Annotated in this window: 16 protein-coding genes and 1 tRNA gene; 10 read left to right on the forward strand and 7 right to left on the reverse strand. The window is 64.5% G+C overall.

The window, feature by feature from the left end; translation table 11 throughout:
• Nucleotides 1–7 precede the first annotated feature (7 nt).
• The 3 genes from M2427_RS36550 to M2427_RS36560 all read left to right on the forward strand — a co-directional run bounded on the left by M2427_RS36550 (nucleotide 8) and on the right by M2427_RS36560 (nucleotide 3,731).
• The gene (locus M2427_RS36550) at nucleotides 8–748 is read left to right on the forward strand and encodes an amino acid ABC transporter ATP-binding protein (RefSeq protein ID WP_280711651.1); all 741 of its coding nucleotides are present in this window, start codon (nucleotides 8–10) and stop codon (nucleotides 746–748) included.
• A gap of 92 nt (nucleotides 749–840) precedes the next feature.
• The gene (locus tag M2427_RS36555) at nucleotides 841–3,084 is read left to right on the forward strand and encodes a tetratricopeptide repeat protein (protein WP_280711652.1); all 2,244 of its coding nucleotides are present in this window, start codon (nucleotides 841–843) and stop codon (nucleotides 3,082–3,084) included.
• A 110-nt stretch (nucleotides 3,085–3,194) separates the two neighbouring features.
• Entirely contained in the window at nucleotides 3,195–3,731 is a 537-nt protein-coding gene (locus M2427_RS36560; RefSeq protein ID WP_280711653.1) for a DUF805 domain-containing protein, read from the forward strand.
• A 24-nt stretch (nucleotides 3,732–3,755) separates the two neighbouring features.
• On the opposite strand, the gene M2427_RS36565 is transcribed toward M2427_RS36560, so the two are convergent.
• The 4 genes from M2427_RS36565 to M2427_RS36580 form a co-directional block, all read right to left on the reverse strand.
• Nucleotides 3,756–4,790 (reverse strand): cysteine synthase A, encoded by a 1,035-nt coding sequence (locus M2427_RS36565; RefSeq protein WP_280711654.1) that lies wholly within the window; start codon nucleotides 4,788–4,790, stop codon nucleotides 3,756–3,758.
• Nucleotides 4,791–4,886: 96 nt separating this feature from the next.
• Nucleotides 4,887–6,116 (reverse strand): cyclopropane-fatty-acyl-phospholipid synthase family protein, encoded by a 1,230-nt coding sequence (locus tag M2427_RS36570; protein ID WP_280711655.1) that lies wholly within the window; start codon nucleotides 6,114–6,116, stop codon nucleotides 4,887–4,889.
• 94 nt (nucleotides 6,117–6,210) lie between these two features.
• Nucleotides 6,211–7,047, reverse strand: coding sequence for a DUF1365 domain-containing protein (locus M2427_RS36575; protein ID WP_280711656.1), 837 nt, complete (start codon nucleotides 7,045–7,047; stop codon nucleotides 6,211–6,213).
• Nucleotides 7,048–7,051: 4 nt separating this feature from the next.
• Nucleotides 7,052–8,365 (reverse strand): FAD-dependent oxidoreductase, encoded by a 1,314-nt coding sequence (locus tag M2427_RS36580; RefSeq protein WP_280711657.1) that lies wholly within the window; start codon nucleotides 8,363–8,365, stop codon nucleotides 7,052–7,054.
• Between the two features lie 424 nt (nucleotides 8,366–8,789).
• Between M2427_RS36580 and M2427_RS36585 the strand changes: the two genes are divergently transcribed.
• Genes M2427_RS36585 through M2427_RS36605 form a run of 5 tightly spaced genes read left to right on the forward strand, consistent with a single transcriptional unit; the run spans nucleotide 8,790 to nucleotide 18,733 of the window.
• Entirely contained in the window at nucleotides 8,790–10,232 is a 1,443-nt protein-coding gene (locus M2427_RS36585) for an efflux transporter outer membrane subunit (RefSeq protein WP_280711674.1), read from the forward strand.
• The gene (locus M2427_RS36590; RefSeq protein WP_280711658.1) at nucleotides 10,222–11,664 is read left to right on the forward strand and encodes an efflux RND transporter periplasmic adaptor subunit; all 1,443 of its coding nucleotides are present in this window, start codon (nucleotides 10,222–10,224) and stop codon (nucleotides 11,662–11,664) included. Before M2427_RS36585 ends, M2427_RS36590 begins: the two co-directional genes overlap by 11 nt.
• A 36-nt stretch (nucleotides 11,665–11,700) precedes the next feature.
• Complete coding sequence (locus tag M2427_RS36595) at nucleotides 11,701–14,847, forward strand: efflux RND transporter permease subunit (protein WP_280711659.1); 3,147 nt, start codon at nucleotides 11,701–11,703, stop codon at nucleotides 14,845–14,847.
• Nucleotides 14,847–17,951, forward strand: coding sequence for an efflux RND transporter permease subunit (locus tag M2427_RS36600; RefSeq protein WP_280711660.1), 3,105 nt, complete (start codon nucleotides 14,847–14,849; stop codon nucleotides 17,949–17,951). The genes M2427_RS36595 and M2427_RS36600 overlap by 1 nt, the downstream gene beginning before the upstream one ends.
• Nucleotides 17,952–17,992: 41 nt before the next feature.
• The gene (locus M2427_RS36605; protein ID WP_280711661.1) at nucleotides 17,993–18,733 is read left to right on the forward strand and encodes a tRNA-uridine aminocarboxypropyltransferase; all 741 of its coding nucleotides are present in this window, start codon (nucleotides 17,993–17,995) and stop codon (nucleotides 18,731–18,733) included.
• Between the two features lie 13 nt (nucleotides 18,734–18,746).
• Here M2427_RS36605 and M2427_RS36610 read toward each other — a convergent pair whose 3' ends face one another.
• The 3 genes from M2427_RS36610 to M2427_RS36620 form a co-directional block, all read right to left on the reverse strand.
• Nucleotides 18,747–18,893 carry a hypothetical protein gene (locus tag M2427_RS36610; protein ID WP_280711662.1) on the reverse strand — a complete coding sequence of 49 codons (147 nt, stop codon included), beginning with the start codon at nucleotides 18,891–18,893 and terminating at the stop codon, nucleotides 18,747–18,749.
• Between the two features lie 193 nt (nucleotides 18,894–19,086).
• A tRNA-Cys gene (locus M2427_RS36615) sits at nucleotides 19,087–19,160 on the reverse strand.
• Nucleotides 19,161–19,245: 85 nt separating this feature from the next.
• Nucleotides 19,246–19,452 carry a hypothetical protein gene (locus M2427_RS36620; RefSeq protein WP_280711663.1) on the reverse strand — a complete coding sequence of 69 codons (207 nt, stop codon included), beginning with the start codon at nucleotides 19,450–19,452 and terminating at the stop codon, nucleotides 19,246–19,248.
• Between the two features lie 254 nt (nucleotides 19,453–19,706).
• Here M2427_RS36620 and M2427_RS36625 point away from each other — a divergent pair, with 254 nt between their 5' ends.
• Together M2427_RS36625 and M2427_RS36630 are read left to right on the forward strand one after the other, a co-directional pair.
• The gene (locus M2427_RS36625; RefSeq protein ID WP_280711664.1) at nucleotides 19,707–19,970 is read left to right on the forward strand and encodes a hypothetical protein; all 264 of its coding nucleotides are present in this window, start codon (nucleotides 19,707–19,709) and stop codon (nucleotides 19,968–19,970) included.
• A gap of 428 nt (nucleotides 19,971–20,398) precedes the next feature.
• Nucleotides 20,399–21,313, forward strand: a complete 915-nt coding sequence (locus tag M2427_RS36630; RefSeq protein WP_280711665.1) for an ABC transporter substrate-binding protein — start codon at nucleotides 20,399–20,401, stop codon at nucleotides 21,311–21,313.
• The last annotated feature ends 40 nt before the right edge of the window (nucleotides 21,314–21,353 follow it).

The raw sequence follows: 21,353 nt of genomic DNA on the forward strand, positions 1-21,353 counted from the left end.
GCTCGCCATGTCCGCTGATCCCATCGTCAACATTTCCGGCCTCAACAAATGGTACGGCGAGTTTCACGTGCTGCGCGACATCGACCTCGCAGTCAGCAAGGGCGAGCGCATCGTGATCTGCGGCCCTTCGGGCTCGGGCAAGTCGACCTTGATCCGCTGCATCAATGCGCTCGAGGAGTTCCAGGAGGGCGAGATCGTCGTTGACGGCATCGCGCTCGGGCCGAACCTCAAGCATGTCGACGCCGTGCGCCGCGAAGTCGGCATGGTGTTCCAGAGTTTTAACCTGTTCCCGCATCTCACCGTGCTCGACAATTGCACGCTGGCGCCGATCTGGGTGCGCAACATCCCCAAGAAGGATGCCGAGGCGGCCGCGATGAAATTCCTGGAGCGGGTCAAGATCCCGCACCAGGCCAACAAATTCCCGGGGCAAATGTCCGGCGGCCAGCAACAGCGCGTCGCCATCGCACGCGCCCTGACCATGAACCCGAAGGTGATGCTGTTCGACGAGCCGACCTCGGCGCTCGATCCTGAAATGGTCAAGGAGGTGCTCGACACCATGGTTGACCTCGCGGAGGAGGGCATGACCATGCTGGTCGTCACCCACGAAATGGGCTTTGCCCGCGAGGTCGCCAACCGCGTCGTGTTCATGGACGCCGGCCAGATCATCGAGGCGAACACGCCGAATGAGTTCTTCGCCGCGCCCCAGCACGCCCGCACCAAACTGTTCCTGAGCCAGATCCTGCGCTGATCTCCCGGGAGATCCCGGAGGCGCCGCCGAGCGGCCGGGGGCCCGAGCGAATCAGTTAGACTCTCCCTCAGCCATCCCTTCGGAGAGCGACCTTGCAGAGCAGCGCCGGTGCGCGCGCGTTCCAGAACGCGCGATTGCAGAAGAAATTCAAGAAGCAGGCGGAGGCGATCATCACCGCCGCGAACACGGCCTATGGCCAGGGCCGGTATGCGGAGGCCGAGGCGCTGTGCCGCCAGATCCTGAATGAGCTGCCGGAGCATTTCAGCGCCCTGCACCTGCTCGGATTGTGCGCTTTTGCGGCTCAGCAGTTCGAAGCAGCGAAACAGGCCCTCAAGCAAGCCGTGACCGTCGACCCGCGCTCGGCACAGGCGTTTTCCGATCTGGGAGCGACGCATTTTGCGCTCGGGCAATATGAGGACGCGCGCACCTGTCTGGAGAAGGCCATCGCGCTGAAGCCGAACTTCCCGATGGCCCTGGCCAACCTCGGCAATGCCCTGCTGCACCTGAACTGCGTCGAGCAGGCGATTGACGTCTACGATCGCGCGATCAAGCTGAAGCCCGACCATGTCGATGCGCTGTGCAATCGCGGCCTCGCGGAGCTGGCCGTGCAACGGTTCGAGCGCGCCAGACAGAGTTTTGAGCGTACCCTGTTGTTCCAGCCGCGACACGTGGAGGCGCAGGTCGGCAAGGGCCTGGTCAATATCGAGCTGAAGAACTACGACGAGGCCAGGAGCGCGCTGGAAACGGCGCTCGCGCTCAGGCCGGGCTCGGCGAAGATCCTGGCGAACCGCGGGCGTCTCAATCTCGAATTGTCGCGGCTGGACCAGGCGGCGGCGGACTTTGACGCAGCGCTTGCGCTGTCTCCCAGGCTCGAAGTGGCCCTGCAGGGGAAAGCGCAGGTCTCGCTCGACATGGGCAATACGGCACAGGCCATGTTGGCCTGCACGACCTTGCTCGAGGAAAATCCGCGCTCCGCGGTCGGGTTGGCGTTGCTGAGCGCCTGTTTCGCGAACCAGGGCGAGATCGCGTCCGCAATCGAACTTCTGGACGCGTCGGTGGCCATCACGCCGGATGCAGGATTGATCGGGCGAAAGATATTCTTTCTGGACTTTCTCACTGAGGCCGATTTCGCGGTCCAGCAGGCCGCGCGAAAGCATTGGTGGGACGTGATCGGCACCAGATTGCCGCAAAGGACGCTGGCGCCGCGGTCGCTCGATCCCGACAGGCGGATCGTGATCGGTTATGTCTCCGCCGAGTTCTGGTATCACTCGGCGGCGTTCGCGCTGCTGCCGATCCTGCGGCATCATGATCGCACCAAGTTCGAAATCGTCTGCTACGCGTGCTCTTCGACGCAGGACGAGGTGACCGCCCAATTCAAGCAGCTGGCCGACACCTGGGTCGATGCCTGGCAGATGTCGGACGACCAGCTGGCCGATCGTATTCAGGCCGACAAGGTCGATATCCTGATCGACGTATCGGGGCATACCACCGGCAACAGGCTTCCTGTGTTTGCACGCAAGCCGGCCCCCATCCAGGTCACGGCCTTCGGACACGCGTCCGGGACGGGCCTTCAGACCATGGACTACGTGCTTGCGGATCCCGTCTTCATTCCGGAATCGGCGCGGCATCTGCTGGCCGAAAAGGTCTATGACCTGCCGTGCCTGAACACGCTGGATCCGATCCTGGATGTGCCGCCGTCAGAGCTTCCGATGCTCCGCAACGGTCACGTGACCTTCGGCGTGTTCAACCGCATCAACAAGATCTCGGACGACGCGATCCGCGTGTGGTCGAGACTGATGCGCGAGGTGACGGGATCGCGGATCATCCTGAAACACACGCTGCTCGACGATCCCCTGGTGCGCGAGCGGCTCCTCGCGCGATTTGTGGCGCACGGGATTGGCGAAGGGAACATCACCTGCCTCGGCATGACCCCGCGCCACGAGCATCTCCGGGCCTTTGCCGAGGTCGACATTTCGCTCGATCCGTTCCCCCAGAATGGCGGCATCAGCACATGGGAATCGCTCTATGCCGGCGTTCCCGTGATCGCCAGGTTGGGGAACGCGTCCTCATCGCGCGCCGGCGCCTCGATCGTGGCGGCCGTCGGCCTCGACGACTGGATCGCCGCGGACGACGATGGCTACGTTGCAATTGCATGCAAGTTTGCGGCCCAGCCGGATCAACTGGCGAAGCTGCGCGCGGGACTGCCGGCTCAGATCGCAGCCTCGCCGGCCGGCAATGTCGAGATATACGCGGGCAGGGTCGAGGCAGGCTATCGCCAGTTCTGGCGTGATTATTGCGCTTCGGCGTCGCGGTCCAGCGAGGGCGCCGAACCCTAAAATTTTACGCAATTCCGTGATCGGCTAGAAAACATGCCGATGACGACACCCCGGCGCTTCACGCGTCCGAAAGCTGTTTCTGCGCATAAGGCGGCAAAAGGGGGTGTCACATGCTCGGTTTCGTGTTCGGACTTAATGCGCGCCTTGGGCGCCTGCATTTCTTCCTGGCCTCGGTCGCGCTGGCGATCGTGATGACGGCGATCTGCTTTGCGATCGCCCTGGCCGTGTTGCGCACCACGTCGCCGAGCATGGTCCACCCCGAGGATCTCACCCGGAATTGGGCGATCATCGGCGCGATGGTCTTCTTTGGTCTGGCAACCTTCATGCTGCAATCGATGCGCATCCGCGACATCGGCTGGGATCCGGTCTGCGTGATCCCGGCCTGGATCGCGCTGATGATCGTCGACCACGTGGTGGCCGGCCGGTTTCCGGCCTGGGCCATCGGTCAGGAGCATCAGGGCACGATGGTCGGCGGGCTGGTCAATGTCGCACTTCTGCTGGCGCTCACCTTCTGGCCGAGTGCCGAGGGCGAGGGTGTCTACACCAACCCCTTCGAGCCGCCCGCGCGGGCTGTCACCAAGCCGTCGACGTCAGACCAGCGCCTCGCACGGGTATCGCAAGGCTCGCCGCGTCCAACCTGGAGTTAAGCGCCAGGAGTTAATTCGTTGGCGCTAGACGAAGGGCAGCTTGATGTTGCTGCGCTTCTCCAGCCATTCAGGCACCGGCAGGTTCTTGGCGCGCATGAAGTCGGCATTGAACAGCTTTGACTGATAGCGGCTGCCGGAATCGCAGAGAATGGTGACGATGGTCTTGCCGGGGCCGAGCTGCTGGGCGAGCCGCATCGCGCCGACGATGTTGATGCCGGTTGAGCCGCCGAGACACAGGCCCTCGTGCTGGAGCAGTTCGTAGATCACCGTCACGGCCTCGGCGTCCGGAATGAGGAAGGCATCATCGACCTTGGCGCTCTCGACGATCGCGGTTTTGCGGCCGAGCCCGATACCTTCCGTAATGGAGTCGCCGGGCGTCATCTTGACCTCGCCGGTCCTGAAATATTCGTACATGCCGAACCCCTGCGGATCGGCGCAGGCAATCCGGATGTCCTTGCTCTTCTCCTTGAGGAAACGGCTGGTGCCGGCGAGCGTGCCGCCGCTGCCGACCGAGCAGACGAAGCCGTCGATCTTGCCGCCGGTCTGCGCCCAGATCTCGGGACCGGTGGAGTCGTAATGCGCCTTGGCATTGTCGAGGTTGTTCCACTGGTCGGCGAACAGCACGCCGTTCGGCTCGGTCTTGCGCAACTCGTCGGCAAGACGGCGGCCGACATGCTGGTAGTTGTTGGGATTGGAGTAGGGCAGGGCCGGCGATTCCAGCAGCTGGGCGCCGCACAGCTTCAGGAAATCCTTCTTCTCCTGACTCTGCGTCTCCGGGATCACGATCAGCGTGCGATAGCCACGCGCGCTCGCCACCACCGCCAGCCCAATGCCGGTGTTGCCGGCGGTCGATTCCACCACGAGGCCGCCTGGCTTCAGCTCGCCGCGCTTCTCGGCCTCCATGATCATCCATTTGCCGGCGCGGTCCTTGACCGACTGGCCGGGATTCATGAACTCGGCCTTGCCGAGAATGGTGCAGCCGGTCAGTTCGGAGGCGCGCTTGAGTTTGATCAGCGGGGTGTTGCCGATGGCTTCGACAACGTCGTTTTTGATGGTCATGTCAGGCAATTACCGGCTGGAGGCGAAAGTCGTCAGACCCTAAAGTAGGGTCGCCAGCCTTACAAGCGACCCCTTCCAACGCGAGGCTGCGAAGTCTTATTGCTGCTTTGCGAAGATGACCTGCCGGACGTCAATGTTGCCGGACAGGAATCCGGCCTCGCAATAGGCGAGATAGTACTCCCAGAGCCGCCGGAACCGGTCGTCGAATCCGAGCGGAGCAAGAGTAGGCCATGCTGTGCGAAAATTATTTCGCCAGCTGGCAAGCGTCTTGGCATAATCTTGCCCAAAGATCCGCTCGCGGATGACGGGCATACTGAACCGATCCCCGAGCGACTTCAGCACCGCGGGCGAGGGCAGCATGCCGCCGGGAAAGACGTAGCGCTGGATGAAGTCGACCTCGCGACGGTAGCCCTGGAACAGCCGGTCCTGGATCGTGATGGCCTGAATCCCGGCAAGGCCACCCGGCAGCAGCCGGTCCCGCAGCTGGGCGAAATAGCGCGGCCAGAATGCCTCGCCGACCGCCTCGATCATTTCGATCGAAGCGATCCGGTCGTAGCGGTCGCGCTCGTCGCGATAATCCTGCAGTCGGATCTCGACCTGCTCGGCCAGGCCCGCATCGAAGATGCGCTTTTGCGCGAAATCCCGCTGCTCGGTCGAAATCGTCAGGCCAACGACGCGCGCGCCGTAGGTCTTGGCGGCGAATTCGGCAAAGCCGCCCCAGCCGCAGCCGATCTCGAGCAGCCTCTGGCCCGGCTTCAGGTCGAGGGCTTCGGCAAGGCGACGGTATTTGTTCGCCTGCGCGGTCGAGAGGTCCGTGGTCGAGCCCTCGAACAGCGCCGACGAATAGGTCATGCTCGGATCGAGCCAGGCCGAGTAGAACGCATTGCCGATGTCGTAATGGGCGTGGATGTTGCGCCGCGCCTGGCGGCGGGTGTTGCGGTTGAACCAGTGCTGCAGCATCTGCACGAACCGCATCAACGGCTTGTCGCGCAGCATGGCCTGGATCAAATCGTGGTTGACGCAGAAGAGGTAGAGAAACTGCGTCAGGTCGGGCGTATCCCAATCGCCGGCGAGATAGGCTTCGGCAATGCCGATGTCGCCGCCGTTGATCAGGCGCGATGCGACGCCGTAATTGTGCAGGCGCATCGCAGCATTCGGACCCGGCTCGTGACCGCCGAGCCTGATCACGCGACCGTCAGGCAGGGTGACATCGAGCGCGCCGCGTCGGAGCCGCGAGCCGAAGGTAAGCGCAAGACGAACGACACGCGGCAGGTCAGCGAGCGCTGTCTCTGCATTATCGGGCGTGACCGAGACGACCGTCGACATCGGCGGATCCATCACCTGAACTGACACTGTACGGCCGTCAGCCAGACGCGCTTGTCTCGTTTCTTCGCCAAGCCCGAGCGCGCCCTGCAAACGGTCAGCGATTGATAATATAGGCGCGCGATTTGCCGGTCGCCAAGGTGGTTTCAGCATCCGGCTGCGCTGCGACATCGCGCCGTGGCACCAGCCGCGCCCCCTTCAGCCAGAGCCGCAGCGCCTCCCAATGGATCGCCGCCATGATCTTCAGGCTGACCAGCGGCAGGGCGAAGAACGATCGCAGCAGCGCGGGCGAGGTCAGGGCGCGGCGGCGGCCGTTGAACGTCGCCGCGAGCAACGGCCCGTCGTGGTCGGTCTCCAGGATGCGCAGCTTGACCGTGTCGGACGGCGGCAGCACCCGGAAAAGGTAGCGCATCGCCATTGGAATGAAGGGCGAGACGTAGAACAGCTTGTCCTGCTGCTGCCGCAGGCCTGAAATGTTCAGCTCGCCGGCCCTGACAGGCAGAATGTATGGATGAATCTCGCCAAAGGTGTTGCGCACCTCGTAGATCACCAGCGCCAGCCTGCCATCGGCGCCATGGCAGAAATAGACCGACAGCGGATTGAAGCCGTAGCCGAGCAGGCGGGGATAGCAGAGCAGCTCGACCCGGCCACGCCTAAGGTCGACGCCGTGAGCGGCAGCGCAGCGCTCGGCGTAGGTGCGCAGCGACGAGCCGTCGCGCGGGCCATGGTCCTTTTCGTGGAAACTGTAGAGTGCGGCGCGATTGACGCCGAACAGCGCCGACTGCCTGTTAGCCTCATCCAGCCGGTCGAGATCGATCAGGAGGCTCACGACGCGGTAGCTGAAGCGATGGCCCATCGGCTTGAGCCGCGCATGCATGACATCGCCGAAATAGAGCGAGGCGGCGTCTGAGGTTGGGAGTGCAGTCGTCACCATCGCACTACTCCGCGGCCTCCGCGAGTTCGACAGGTGCCGCGCGCCAGGGCGCGGTCGCCCCGAGCGCCTCGGCCACGGCAAGGCCCGAGCGCACGCCGTCCTCATGAAAGCCGTAGCCGGTCCAGGCGCCGCAGAACCAGGTGTGCCGCTGCCCCTGGATCTCGGCCAGCCGCTTCTGCGCGGCAAACGCCGCCGCATTGTACTGCGGATGCTCGCAGAGATATTGGCCGAATGTGAGCTCGGGCGCGGGTTCGAACGGCGGGTTGAGGCTGACGAACAGCGGCTTGTCTGGATCGATGCCCTGGAGTCGGTTCATCCAATAGGTCACCGCAACGTCGTTCACCGCTTCTCCATCGCGCTGCCAGCGCAGGAAATTCCACGACGCCCAGGCGCGGCGCCGCTTCGGCATCAGCCTGACATCGCGATGCAGATAGACCTTGTTCGGCGAATAGCCGATGGCGCCGAGGATGTCGCGCTCGCGCGCATCAGGGTCGGACAGCATGGCGAGCGCCTGGTCGCTATGCGCCGCGATCACCACATGATCGTAGGTCTCGTGCCGCCCGTGGCTGTCATGGATCACGACGCCATGTGCGGAGCGTGCGACCGACGTCACGGCGCAGCCGAGCCGGACGCGGTCCCTGAACGCGGCCTGGAGCCGCGTGACGTAGGTCTGGCTGCCGCCCTTCACCGTGCGCCAGACCGGCCGGTCGTAATGCAGCAGGCGATGATTGTCGAAGAAGGCAACGAAGTTCTCGGCCGGGAAGTCGAGCATTTCGCCGGCAGGCGCAGACCAGATGGCAGCTCCCATGGGTGCGAGATAGTCGGTCAGCAGGCGTTTTGAGAACTTGCGCTCGCGGAAATAGGCGCCAAGCGTCAGTCCGGTCAGGCGACCGTTGCGGAGGTCGTCGATGCTTTGCCGGCCAAATGTCGGGATCTCCGTCAGCATCCGCAGGTAGGACGGGGAGAGCAGGTTGCCGACTTGCGCGAACAATCCGGTCCCGGTCGCCCACCAATCATTGCCGCCGCCACGCCATTCGAAACGACCGCCATCGGCGGATACGGCAAAGCTCATGCAGCTTGCGACGGTCTCGACGCCGAGATGGGCGAACATCGCCGTCAGGTCGGGATAGTTGAGCTCGTTATAGACGATGAAGCCAATGTCGACTGCGACTGGCGTGCCCTGATAGTCGATGGTGACCGTGTGGCTGTGCCCGCCAGGGCGCAGTTCGCGGTCATAGACCGTCACAGGGTAGCGCTGGGAGAGCGTCCAGGCTGCCGTGTTGCCGGCAATGCCCGTTCCGATGACCGCGATGCGCATGCGTAAGTGTCCCTGCCTCGTGCTGGACAAGCTACGGTGCGTTGCGGCGCGGGTTTCAGTGGAGCATGCGCCCCTGCGATGCGTCTTCGGCGCAACTGTGGCTGCAATATCACATGAAATCTTGGTAAGCTTGAGCTTGTTTCTGAACCTTTCGAGAATCAAAGAAACGACTGCAGCACAGGCACATCTTTCATTCCGATGGCCTTCGAGCGGGCAGCTTCGTCTGTGCGTTTCGCAGGTGCGGGACTGTCCCGCAGTTCCGCGCCCGGCTAGTATGGATTTCAGGTCCCGCAGAAAGCATCACGCTGTGAACGAGTTACAGAATGGCCTTCAGCCGTCGGCGCGCGAATCGGCTGTTCCGGCCGCGCGGCGATGGCACGATCTGCCCGGCAAGGGGGTGGGGGTGACACGGCGGCTTCCGGCCATGCGGCAATTCCTTGGTTCTGCGTCACGGACCCTGCGCGCGGTCGCTGTGGTGTGCCTGGCCTCGAGTTCGGGCGCCTGTGTGCTGACCCAGGACCTTCCCGATCCCGCGCTCGATGTCCCCGCCCAGTACAAATATGCCGGCAAGGCGGACGCGCCGCCGACGCTGGATTGGTGGCGCGGCTTCCGCTCGACGGAGCTGACGCAGCTCATGGAAGAGGCCCAGACCGTCAACCTCGACATCGCTGCCGCGGTGGCGCGCATTGTCGAGGCTGATGCACAGGCGCGGCAAGCGGGCGCGGCACTGCTGCCGAGCCTGTCGGGCAGCGGATCAGAGACCTATTCGCGCACGTCAGGCTCGAGTTCGTCGGGCCTGACCAATGGCGGCCGCGAAATCGTCAACTATTCCTCGTCGCTCAGCGCCAGCTACCAGCTCGATTTCTGGGGCCAGAACCGCGACGCGCTGCAAACGGCGGAAGAGACCGCCAAGGCCAATCGTTTCGACCGCGATACCGTGGCGCTGACGACGCTCGCAGCCGTCGCTAATGCCTATTTCCAGGTATTGTCCTCGCAGGATCGCCTGCGGACAGCCCAGCGCAATATCGCCAGCGCCCAGCGCATCCTCGATGCCATCCGCGAGCGCCGCAAGGCGGGCACCGGAACCGATCTCGACGTCGCGCAGCAGGAGAGCGTGCTGGCCAACCAGAAGGCGCTGGTGCCGCCTCTGCGCCAGACCCTCGACCAGAACACCAATGCGCTTGCGGTGCTGGTGTCGCGCCCGCCGGAGAGCGTGCGCCTTGCGGGCGGCTCGCTGGACAGGATTGCGATCCCGCGCGTCACGCCCGGCCTGCCGTCGGAGATCCTGACGCAGCGGCCGGACATTCGCCGGCAGGAGGCGCAGCTCGCCTCGGCGACTGCGAATATCGGCAATGCCCGTGCGCAGTTCTTCCCGACCATTCAGCTCACCGGCAATGGCGGCTATCAGAGCTCGGCGCTGGTCTCGCTGTTTCAGCCGCATGCGGCGTTCTTCCAGCTGGTCGGCAGCGCGACCCAGCCGATCTTCGACGGCGGCAAGATCCTCGGCAATTTCGAGTATGCCAAGGCGCGGCAGGACGAGTTGCTGCAGACCTACCGCAAGACCATCATCCAGGCCTTCACCGACGTCGACAATGCGCTGTTCTCGATCAAGCAGACCACGATCAAGCTGCAATTGCAGCGCGATGTCGTCAACGCATCGCGGCGCGCCTTCGACCTCGCCGAGCAGCAGCTGCGCGCCGGCACGGCCGATATCGTGACAGTCCTCAACACCCAGCTGACGCTGTTCCAGGCCGAAGACACCCTGGCGCAGGCACAGCTCGCCCGCCTTCTTGCCATCGTCAGCCTCTATCAGGCGCTCGGCGGCGGCTGGGAGCCGCGAATGGAGAAACCGGTCAATGCTCTTTAAGCCGGATATGAAGCAGGACGCGAAGCAAGGGACGGCGAAAAAGTCGCGCGGCCGCGGCTTCGTCGTGGTCCTGATCACGCTCGCGATCCTCGGCGGCCTTGGCTATCTCGGCTGGACCGTGTGGCATCAGCAGCCGCAGCAGCAGCCGGCCTTCGGTCGCGGCCAGCAGCGGCCCGACCTGCCGGTGCCGGTGCTGGCGGCGACGCCGCGGGTCCAGGATGTGCCGGTCTATCTCGACGGCGTCGGCGCGATTCGCGCGCTCAATACCGTGACCGTGCGCTCGCAGGTCGACGGCAAGCTGATCGCGGTGAAGTTCACCGAAGGCCAGGACGTCAAGAAGGGCGACGTGCTCGGCGAGATCGATCCGGCGCTCTATCAGGCGACCTATGATCAGGCCGTCGCCAAGAAGGCGCAGGACGAGGCCCAGCTCGCCAACCAGCGCATCGACCTTGCGCGCTACGAGCAGCTCGCCGCCTCCAATGCCGGCTCGAAGCAGCAGGCCGATACCCAGCGCGCCGCGGTGGCGCAGACCGAGGCGCTGGTGAAGGCCGACCAGGCCTCGATCGACAATGCGGCTGCCACGCTGAGCTACACCAAGATCGTGGCGCCGCTGTCGGGCCGCGCCGGCCTGCGTCAGGTCGACCAGGGCAACATCATTCACGCCTCCGACACCACCGGCCTCGTCGTCATCACCCAATTGCAGCCGATCGCGGTGTGGTTCAGCCTGCCGCAGCAGCAGATCATGCGCGTCAATGCGGCCGCAGCGAAAGGCGCGCTGTCGGTCGACGTGTTTGGCAATGATGGCGTCACCGTCATCGACACCGGCAAGCTGACCGGCATCGACAACCAGGTCGACCAGACGACCGGTACGCTGAGGCTCAAGGCGGAATTTCCCAACGCCAACTACCAGCTCTGGCCGGGCCAGTTCGTCAATGTCCGCCTCAAGGTCGAAACGCTGAACCAGGCGTTAGTGGTGCCGACGTCTGCCGTGCAGCGCGGACCGATCGGCACGTTCAGCTATGTCATCGGCGAGGACAATGTCGTCTCGGCCAAGCCCGTGACCGTGACCCAGCAGAACGAGCATGACGCGGTCATTGCGAGTGGCCTGACGGCGAACGACAAGGTCGTCACCACGGGCTTTGCCAATCTGTCCGACGGCTCCAAGGTCGTCATCGGCCGCGACGAGCAGACGCCGTCGGCCGACCTCGCCCCGCGCAAGCGCACGCGCGCGCCGCAGGGCGACGGGAAGGGCGGTCAGGCCAAGGATGGCTTGAAGGATGGCTTGAAGGATGGCCAGAAGGACGGACAAGGCAAGGACGGCGAATTCCGCGCCAAGCAGAAGAGCAGCGAGGGCGACCAGAAGGGGCAACCGGCCGAGGGGGCTCAACCATCGGGGGCTCAACAATCTGGATCTGGAGCCAAGCAGCCATGATCCCGGCAACAGCCGCCTGAGCGGCAGGCGCATCTCATGGGTGTCTCCGAACCCTTCATCCGCCGGCCGATCGCAACCTCGCTGCTCGGCATTGCGCTGCTGATCGGCGGCGTGCTCGGCTATTTCGCGCTGCCGGTGTCCGCGCTGCCGCAGGTCGACTTCCCGACCGTGCAGGTGTCGACGCAGCTGCCCGGCGCAAGCCCCGACGTCATCGCCTCGCTGATCACCGCGCCGCTCGAGCGCCAGCTCGGCCAGATCCCGTCTCTGACGGCGATGAGCTCGACGAGCTCGTTCGGCGTCAGCCAGATCTCGCTCCAGTTCGATCTCAACCGTGATATCGACGGTGCGACCCAGGACGTACAGGCCGCAATCAACGCCGCCGCCGGCGTGCTGCCCAGGACGCTGCCTTATCCGCCGACCTACGCCAAGGTGAACCCGGCGGATGCGCCTGTGATGACGCTGGCGCTGCGCTCGGACACGATCTCGCTGCGCGCGATGAGCGATATCGCCGATACGCTGCTGGCCCAGCGTCTCAGCCAGATCTCCGGCGTCGGCCGAGTCTCGGTGCTCGGCGGGCTGAAGCCGGCCGTCCGCATCCAGGCCGATCTGGCGCGGCTCGCCGCCTACGGCATCGCCATGGAGGACTTACGCGCAGCGATCGCCAACGCCAACGTCTCCGGTCCGAAGGGCTCGCTCGACGGCGCCCAGCAATCCTACATCATCGCCGCCAACGACCAGATCGCCGCCGCCGACGCCTACCGTCCCATCATCATCGCCTATCGCAACGGCTCGCCTGTCACGATCGGCGACGTCGCGCAGATCGTCGACGGGCTCGAAAACGACCGCACCGGCGGCTGGTACCAGGGCACGCCGGCGGTCATCATCGACATCCAGCGCCAGCCCGGCGCCAACGTCATCGACGTCGTCAGCCAGATCCGCGCCGAGATCCCGAAGGTGCAGCGCGCGATTCCGGCCGGCGTGCAGCTGACCATCGTCTCCGACCGCACCGTCACCATCCGCGCCTCGGTCCACGACGTGCAGTTCACGCTGATCCTCAGTGTGGTGCTGGTGACGCTCGTGGTGCTGCTGTTCCTGCGCTCACTGCGGGCGACGCTGATCGCGGGCGTGGCGCTGCCGCTGTCGCTGATTACGAGCTTCGGCATCATGTATTTTGCCGGCTTCAGCCTCGATAATCTGTCGCTGATGGCGCTCACGATCGGCACCGGCTTCGTCGTCGACGACGCCATCGTCATGATCGAGAACATCGTCCGCCATATGGAGAATGGCGACAGCGCGATGACCGCCTCGCTGAAGGGGGCCAGCGAAATCGGCTTCACCGTGATCTCGCTGACGGTGTCGCTGATCGCGGTGTTCATCCCGCTGCTGTTCATGTCGGGCCTTGTCGGTCGTATGTTCCGCGAATTCGCGCTGACCTTGACCATCGCGGTCGTGACCTCGGCTGTGGTGTCGTTGACGCTGACGCCGATGATGTGCTCGCGGCTGCTCAAGCACGCCCATGAGGAGCTCGCGGTGCCGGGGCTGGCGGCCGTCAGCCGCTTCATCGACCGCACCGTCGAGTTCTACCACCGCACGCTGCTGGTGGTGTTGCGTCATCAGCGCGCCACGCTGGTCGTGACCTTCGCGACGCTGGTCGCAACCCTCGTTCTCTACGTCGTCGCGCCCAAGGGTTTTCTGCCGCTACAGGACACGGCCTCGATTACCGCGGTGACGGAGGCTGGCCCGGACGTCTCTTTCGCCGAGATGCAGAAGCGACAGACCGAGGCCGCCGACGCCATCAAGACCGATCCTGACGTCACCGGCGTCGTCTCGGTGATCGGCGCGGGCTCGGTCAATCCGACCACCAATGTCGGCCGCCTCGTCATGACCTTGAAGCCACGCGGCGAGCGGGCCGACGATGTCAGCGTGGTCATCGCGCGGTTGAAGGAGAGGGTCTCCGGCATCCCCGGAATGACCGTCTACTTCCAGCCGGTGCAGGACGTGCAGATCTCGACCCAATCGAGCCGCTCGCAATACCAGTATACGCTGACCGGCACGGACGCTGCGCTGGTGTCCGAATGGGCGCGAAAGCTCGTCGACGAGATGCGGCGCGAGCCCTTGTTCCGCGACGTCTCCTCGGAGGCGCAGGAGGGCGGCTTGCGCGCGCAGTTGGAGGTCGACCGCACGCGCGCCGGCCAGCTCGGCGTCAGCCTGCAAGCCATCACCGATACGCTGAACGACGCCTTTGCGCAGCGGCAGATCTCGACCATCTACGGCCAGGCCAATCAGTACCGCGTGGTGCTGGAGGCGCTGCCGATGTACCAGCGCGATCCCTCGATCCTGTCGAAACTCTATCTGCCGGGCGGTGCCAGTGCGACCGCCGGCGCGCCCAACGCCCAGGTGCCGCTCGATGCGGTGGCGACCTTGAAGCGCACAACGGCGCCGCTCGCGATTTCGCACCAGGCGCAATTCCCCGCGATCTCGCTCAGCTTCAACCTGGCGCCGGGTGCCGCGCTCGGCGATGCGGTCGAGGCGGTCAAAGCGATCGAGACGCGGATCGAAATGCCCAACAGCATCGTCGGCGTCTATGCCGGCGATGCCGCTGAATTCGCCAAGGCGCTCGCCGGCCAGCCCTGGCTGCTGCTCGCCGCTGTCATCACCATCTACATCGTGCTGGGCGTGCTGTATGAGAGCTACATCCACCCGATCACGATCCTCTCGACGCTGCCCTCGGCCGGTGTCGGCGCCATTGTGGCGCTGATCCTGTGCGGGCAGGACCTTTCGGTCATCGGCCTGATCGGCATCATCCTGTTGATGGGCATCGTCAAGAAGAATGCGATCATGATGATCGACTTCGCGCTGGAGGCCGAGCGCAGGCAGGGCATGCCCGCGCAAGAAGCCATCGTGCAGGCGTGCCTGTTGCGCTTCCGCCCGATCATGATGACGACACTGGCCGCACTGTTCGGCGCGCTGCCGCTGGCGATCGAGAGCGGCACCGGCGCAGAGCTGCGCTTCCCGCTCGGCATCTCCATCATCGGCGGCCTGCTGCTGAGCCAGCTGCTGACACTCTACACCACGCCCGTGATCTACCTTGCGCTCGACCGCATCAACCGCCGCCTCGAGCAGGCGCTGCCGCCGGTCGAGCCCGAGGCGCCCACGGCCGGCGCGACCGAGGGGATGCAGTGATGGCATCGATCTCGGAGCCCTTCATCCGCCGCCCCGTCGCGACCACGCTGCTGTCGATCGGGCTGTTCCTGCTGGGGGGCGTCGCTTACGAGTTCCTGCCCGTCGCCTCCGTTCCGAACGTCGACTTCCCCGCCATCTTCGTCTCGGCCAGTCGTCCCGGCGCCGATCCTTCGGTGATGGCCGCAACCGTGGCCGCCCCGCTGGAGCGGCGGCTCGGCGAAATCGCCGGCATCAACCAGATCACCTCGACGTCGTCGTTGGGCGTCGCGAACATCCAGCTCCAGTTCGACATCGGCCGCAACATCGACAAGGCGGCGCGCGACGTGCAGGCCGCCATCAATGCCGCCCTCGTCGACCTGCCCAGCGACCTGCCGGCGCTGCCGCGTTTCCGCAAAGCCAATACCGCCGGCGCACCCGTCTTCGTGTTGGCGCTGACCTCCAAGACGCTGTCGGCCAGCGCGATCTACGACGTCGCCGACACTGTTCTGGCGCAGCGGATCTCGCAGGTGCCGGGCGTCGGCGACGTCACGGTCTCGGGCGCCGACCAGCCGGCGGTGCGGATCCAGCTCAATCCGGTGGCGCTGTCGAATGCGGGGATCGCGACGGACGACGTCCGCACCGCGATCATCAACGCCAACCCGCTCGGTCCGGTCGGCATCTTCAACGGCGAGCGCCAGAGCGAGACGCTGTCGCTGAACAGGCAGATGCGCACGGCCAAGGAATTCCGCGACATCATCATCAAGAGCTCGAACGGCAATTTCGTCCGGCTCTCCGACGTCGCCGATATTGAGGATTCCGTCCGCAACGCGCGCTCGATCGCCTGGTTCAACAAGCAGCCGGCCGTGCTGATCCAGATCACCAAGCAGGGCGATGCCAACGTCATCGACACCGTCGACCGCGTGAAGGCGCTGATCCCCGCGCTGAAGCAATGGATTCCGGCCGGTGTGGACGTCTCGACGCTGGTCGATCGGACGACCACGATCCGCGCCAGCGTCATGGACATGCAGTGGACGTTGCTCGCGACCGCCATCCTGGTGATGGTCGTGGTGTTCGTGTTCCTGCGCCGGATCACGCCGACGATTGCCGCCGGCATCTCGGTGCCGCTGGCGCTGGCCGGAACCTGCGCGGGGATGTGGGTCGCGGGCTTCTCGATCGACAATCTGTCGCTGATGGCGCTCGCGATCTCGGTCGGCTTCGTGGTCGACGACGCCATCGTCATGATCGAGAACATGTTCCGAAATCTCGAGCACGGCATGCGGCCGATGCAGGCGGCGCTGGAGGGCGCCAGGCAGATCGGCTTCACCGTGGTCTCGATCAGCCTGTCGCTGATCGCGGCGTTCACGCCGCTCCTTTTCATGAACGGGATTCAGGGGCGCCTGCTGCGTGAATTTTCTTTGACGCTGACCTTCGCGATTGTGGTGTCGACCCTGGTGTCGCTGACGGTGACGCCGATGATTTGCGCCCATTACGTCAGGCAGACGACGTCGGAGACCGCAACGCTGTTCGATCGCGTCATCGAAGGTGTGCTATCGCATATCGTCGCCTTTTATGCCCGCACTTTGCGCGCCGCGCTCGAATTCCCGCTGCTGACGCTGCTGGTCTTCTTTGCCACCATCGGTCTGACCGTAACGCTCTACATCAAGGTTCCCAAATCCGATTTCCCGGTCGACGATTCCGGCTTCGTCATCGGCGCGACACGCGCTTCGGCCGACATCTCGTTCCAGTCGATGCTGAGCCTGCAGCAACGGCTCGCCGACATCGTGATGCAGGATTCTGCCGTGGCCGGTATCGGCTCGACCGTCGGCGGTGGTGGCGGGCCGGGGGGCGCGACGTCGAACCGCGGTGTCATGTTCATCAGTCTGAAGCCGCCCGAGGAGAGAGATCACGTCTCGACCCAGGTCGTGATCGACCGGTTGCGGAAGGCACTGTTTCCCGTGCCCGGTATCCGCCTTTTCATGTTCGCCGCCCAGGATGTCCGCGCCGGCGGCCGCCAGAGCGACTCAAACTACCAGTACACACTCTCGAGCACCGACCTCGACCTGCTGCAAAAATGGGCGCCGATCGTGGCCAAGCGGATGGAGACGGTGGAGGGCATCACCGATGTGTCCAGCGACCGCGATCCCGGCGGACTTCAGCTCACGCTGAACATCGACCGCCAGAAGGCCGCAGCGCTCGGCGTCAGGGTTCAGGACATCGACAACGCCCTGAACAACGCCTTCTCGCAGCGCCAGATCTCGATCATCTACACCCAGCGCAACCAGTACATGACCGTGCTGGAGATTGATCCGAAATTCCAGGTCGATCCGTCCAATCTCGATCGCATCTATGTCGCCGGCGCGGGCGACGTGCAGGTGCCGCTGTCCGCCGTGGTGCACGCGACGCGCGGGCTCGCCGCGCTCGCGGTCTTTCATTCGCAGTCGGTGCCCTCGACCACGGTGTCGTTCAACACGTTGCCTGACGTCGTGCTCCAGGCTGCCACGCAGAACATCCAGCGTGCGGTCGACGAATTGCATATGCCCGAGGGCATCCGCGGCAGCTTTGACGGCAATGCCGGCGATTTCGCCAGGACCAGCGGCCGCCAACCCCTTTTGATCCTCGGCGCGCTGGTGGCGATGTATATCGTGCTCGGCGTGCTCTATGAGAGCCTCGCCCATCCGCTGACGATCATCTCGACGCTGCCCTCGGCCGGGCTCGGCGCGCTGCTGGCGCTCCAGATCACCAATACGCCGCTGACGGTGATCGCTTTCGTCGGCATCATCCTGCTGATCGGCATCGTCAAGAAGAACGGCATCATGATGGTCGACTTCGCGCTCGATGCCGAGCGCCAGCGCGGCCTGTCCTCGGCTGAAGCGATCTTCGAGGCCTGTCAGGCCCGCTTCCGTCCGATCCTGATGACGACCATGGCAGCGCTGTTCGCCGGCATTCCGCTGGTCGTCGCAACGGGGCCGGGCACGGAGCTGCGGCGCCCACTCGGCATTACCATCATCGGCGGCCTGTTCGTCTCGCAGATCCTCACCCTCTACACCACGCCGGTGATCTATCTGCTGATCGACCGCCTGCGCCGGCGGTCCGAGCCGCGCGCGCTGGCAGCGCCGGCGGAATAGGCGGGTTGTTGAACCGCCGTCCGAAGCGTATAGCGGCTTCTATGTCCAACCCTGCTGAGACCACGGCCGCAGTCCCCGAGCCGATTCCCGAGTGCCCGCACTGCCAGAAGCCGATGCCGCTCTGCATCTGTGACACGGTCACGCCGATCGAGAACAAGCTCTCGCTCCTGATCCTGCAGCATCCGCAGGAGCAGGACAGGGCGCTCGGCACGGCGCGACTGCTGGCGAAGCATTTTGAGGAGGCCAAGGTCCGCGTTGGGCTGTCCTGGCCGAGCCTGTCCAAGGCGCTCGGGCACCCGGTCGAGAACGCCTCGCACTGGGCCGTGCTCTATCTCGGCTCGGCCCGCGCGGCCGATCTCGACGTGGAAGGTGAGATCGTCGCGCTCAATCGCAAGGGCGAGGTCGCGGACAACCAGCGCGCCATTTTGGGAAAGCTCGAAGGCGTGGTGCTGCTCGACGGCACCTGGAGCCAGGCCAAGGCGCTGTGGTGGCGCAATCCGTGGATGCTGAAATGCCAGCGCATCATTCTCAACCCGAAGCATCCGTCGCGCTATGGGCGGCTGCGTCGCGAGCCGCGCAAGGATGGGCTCTCGACCATCGAGGCAGCGGCGACGCTGCTGTCCGGCCTCGAGCGGCGTCCTGACATTGCCGAGACGCTGAATGCAAGTTTCGAAAGGCTGCTGACACGCTACCGCGAGGTTCAGGCCGAGATGCCGGAACTGGCCCCAAAGCCGGCACCGAAAGGCCGCCGGCGCGATTTCCGTCGCGGCAAACGATCCTGACCGGGTCGGCGGGCTAGTTCTTGACGCTCTCCTCGTCGTCCTGCGGCGCCTCATCGGGCGCGGACGGTGGGAAGATGCTGTCATAGATCGCGCGCGCCTCGCGGATGAGGCGTGCCCGCTCAAGCTCGGACTTCGGGATAAATCGGACGATCTCGCCCACGTGCTCTCCAGCGCTCGGTTTTGTTGCGACCTGCATCACCCGGCTGATGCGAAGGTTATGCCACGTGACCTGAATCGGGGGTTTCCAGCCAGCCCCGGGCAAACCCGGTGGTTGAGCTTTGCGCAAGTGGCATTCGCGCGCTCGGCGGAGCCGGCGCGGGGCTGATTTGTACAGAGATATCAGGGAGTTGTGATGGAGGCCACGACCAGAATTGAACTGGTGTACACGGTTTTGCAGACCGTTGCGTAACCACTCCGCCACGTGGCCTCAACGAGGGCGGAGCAATATAGGGGATCAGCGCTTTAGGCAACCCCGCGGGACCGCCGAGTTATTTCGGTCGGCAACACGCTTCTCAGCAGGCCGCGTACCAACCATCCGGAAACGGCAGCAGGGGCCAGGCGCCCTCATTGTCATTCGCGGCCATCAGAGTTTTGCCGGCCATCGCGTCGAAGCTCCACGAATGAGGCTCGAAGTCCTCCTCCGGAACGGGTGCGAAATTGTCATGGTTCATGGCGTCGCGCACGGCATCCAGCATCAAGTTGAATTCGGCTTCGCTCATCACACCCTCCGGAACGCGGATGGCGCACTGTCGCAAAGCCTGTTTGTTTCCCGATTGAGCCGATCGTTCGCATTTTAACGATCGGGCGATCGGGGCTCGTTTGGTTAGCGATTCCTGAAAATCCCCCGGGGGACTCTAGGTTCCTGCGCGGCAGCGCCAGTGTGAAGGAGATCACATCCCCCGCGACTTATTCCTCCTACCTGTTCCCAACCGGCCAACGAAGGCCGGTGAGCAAGGCGGACAGGAGACGGGTCATGAAGGCGAGGTTCTTGCGGTGTGCGGGTGTGAGAAGCCGGGCTCGTCGCGCCTCGACGGTCGGGCTGTTCCTGACCTTGTTTGCCACAGCAGCCCAGGCACAGCCGGGCACACCGGAGCAGCGGAAGGCCTGCAGCCCCGACGTCTACCGGCTCTGTGCCGGCGAGATTCCCAACGTCAAGGCCATTACGGCCTGCCTGCGGCGCAACCGCTCAAGCCTGAGCGATGCTTGCCGCACCGTGTTCGACCAGGCTGGCGGCTGAACCGCGCGGCTGTGGATTTGTGCGCAGCAAGTGGCTCGTGCGGGCTCGCGAATCCGGCATAGTCGACCTGTGGATATGCTGCGGACAGGCTGTGGAGTGCTGTGGATTCCGACCGCAGATGTGTTTACGCGCGCCCTATCTGGGCAAGATATCGTCATATCTCTGTCAAATAACCTCACCAGATGATTCTCCGGTTGCGCGGATCATTGCGCAGGACGAGACCATTTGGTTCTCCCGAATTCGGAATTGCGTGCCGTAGCGGGCCTCCCGCGCGAACAGTTTTTGTGCAGCTGCCTGCCCAAATCGCGGGCCCCCTCAATCCAATTTTTTGTACGCCCGCGGACAAGCTTTTCGACTCGCCCTCCACCTAGGCTCCCTTCCGAGATCTGGAACATGGCCAATGCCATGACAATTCGAAGGAGCAGGAGATGCAGACACGGATATTACCCCAGGCGCGGGGGATGTCGCGCGCATTGCCGTGGCGCAAGGCCGCGCTCGGCGCCGCCATCGCGCTCGGCCTCGTCGCCGCCGCACCGCTGAGCGCGCAGGCCGCAGCGCCCGCCGCCTGCGCCGCGCTTCAAGGGAAATATCCGGACTGGAAGGGCAAGACGCTCGTCAACGCCATCAACCCGCACACGCCGGGTTATGAGACCATCGATCCGAAGGATCCCAGCAAATATATCGGCTTCGACATCGATCTCGGCGAAGCCATCGGCGACTGCCTCGGCTTCAAGCTGACCTACAAGCCGGTGACGTTCGCGGCGCTCCTGACCACGCTCGCCGCGGGCCAGGCCGACATCGTGATCTCCGACATCTACGCCACCAAGGAGCGCGCCAAGGCGGCCGACTTCATTACCTACTCAAAAGTGTTCGACGGCGTGCTGGTCGCCAAGGGCAATCCGAAGGGCATCAACGGCATCAACATGTCGATGTGCGGCGCGGCTGCGGCGGAAAACACCGGTTACGTCGAGGTGCCGCTGGTGCAGGCCCTCGCGCCGGAGTGCAAGAAGGCCGGCAAGGCAGAGCCGACGGTCCAGCTCTACGACAACAACGCCAACTGCATCCAAGCGATCCTCGCCGGTCGCGCCGACACCTATGTCAACGACGTCAATACCGTCGACAGCGCGGTCAAGGCCTATCCGGACAAGTTGGAGAAGGCGATCGCGGTGACGATCCCGTACTCGGTCGGCATTGCCGTGCCGAAGGACAAGCCGACGTTCCGCGACGCGGTGCTCGCCGCGCTGATCGAGGTGCAGAAGGCCGGCATTCACATGGAGCTTCTGAAGAAGCATGGGCTCGATGTGGGCAACTTCAAGGAGCCGGACATCCTGACGGCTGACTGAGTGCGGTTTACCTCTCCCCGACGGGGAGAGGTCGGCGCGA

The organism is Bradyrhizobium sp. BR13661 (assembly GCF_029892425.1).
GTDB lineage: Bacteria > Pseudomonadota > Alphaproteobacteria > Rhizobiales > Xanthobacteraceae > Bradyrhizobium.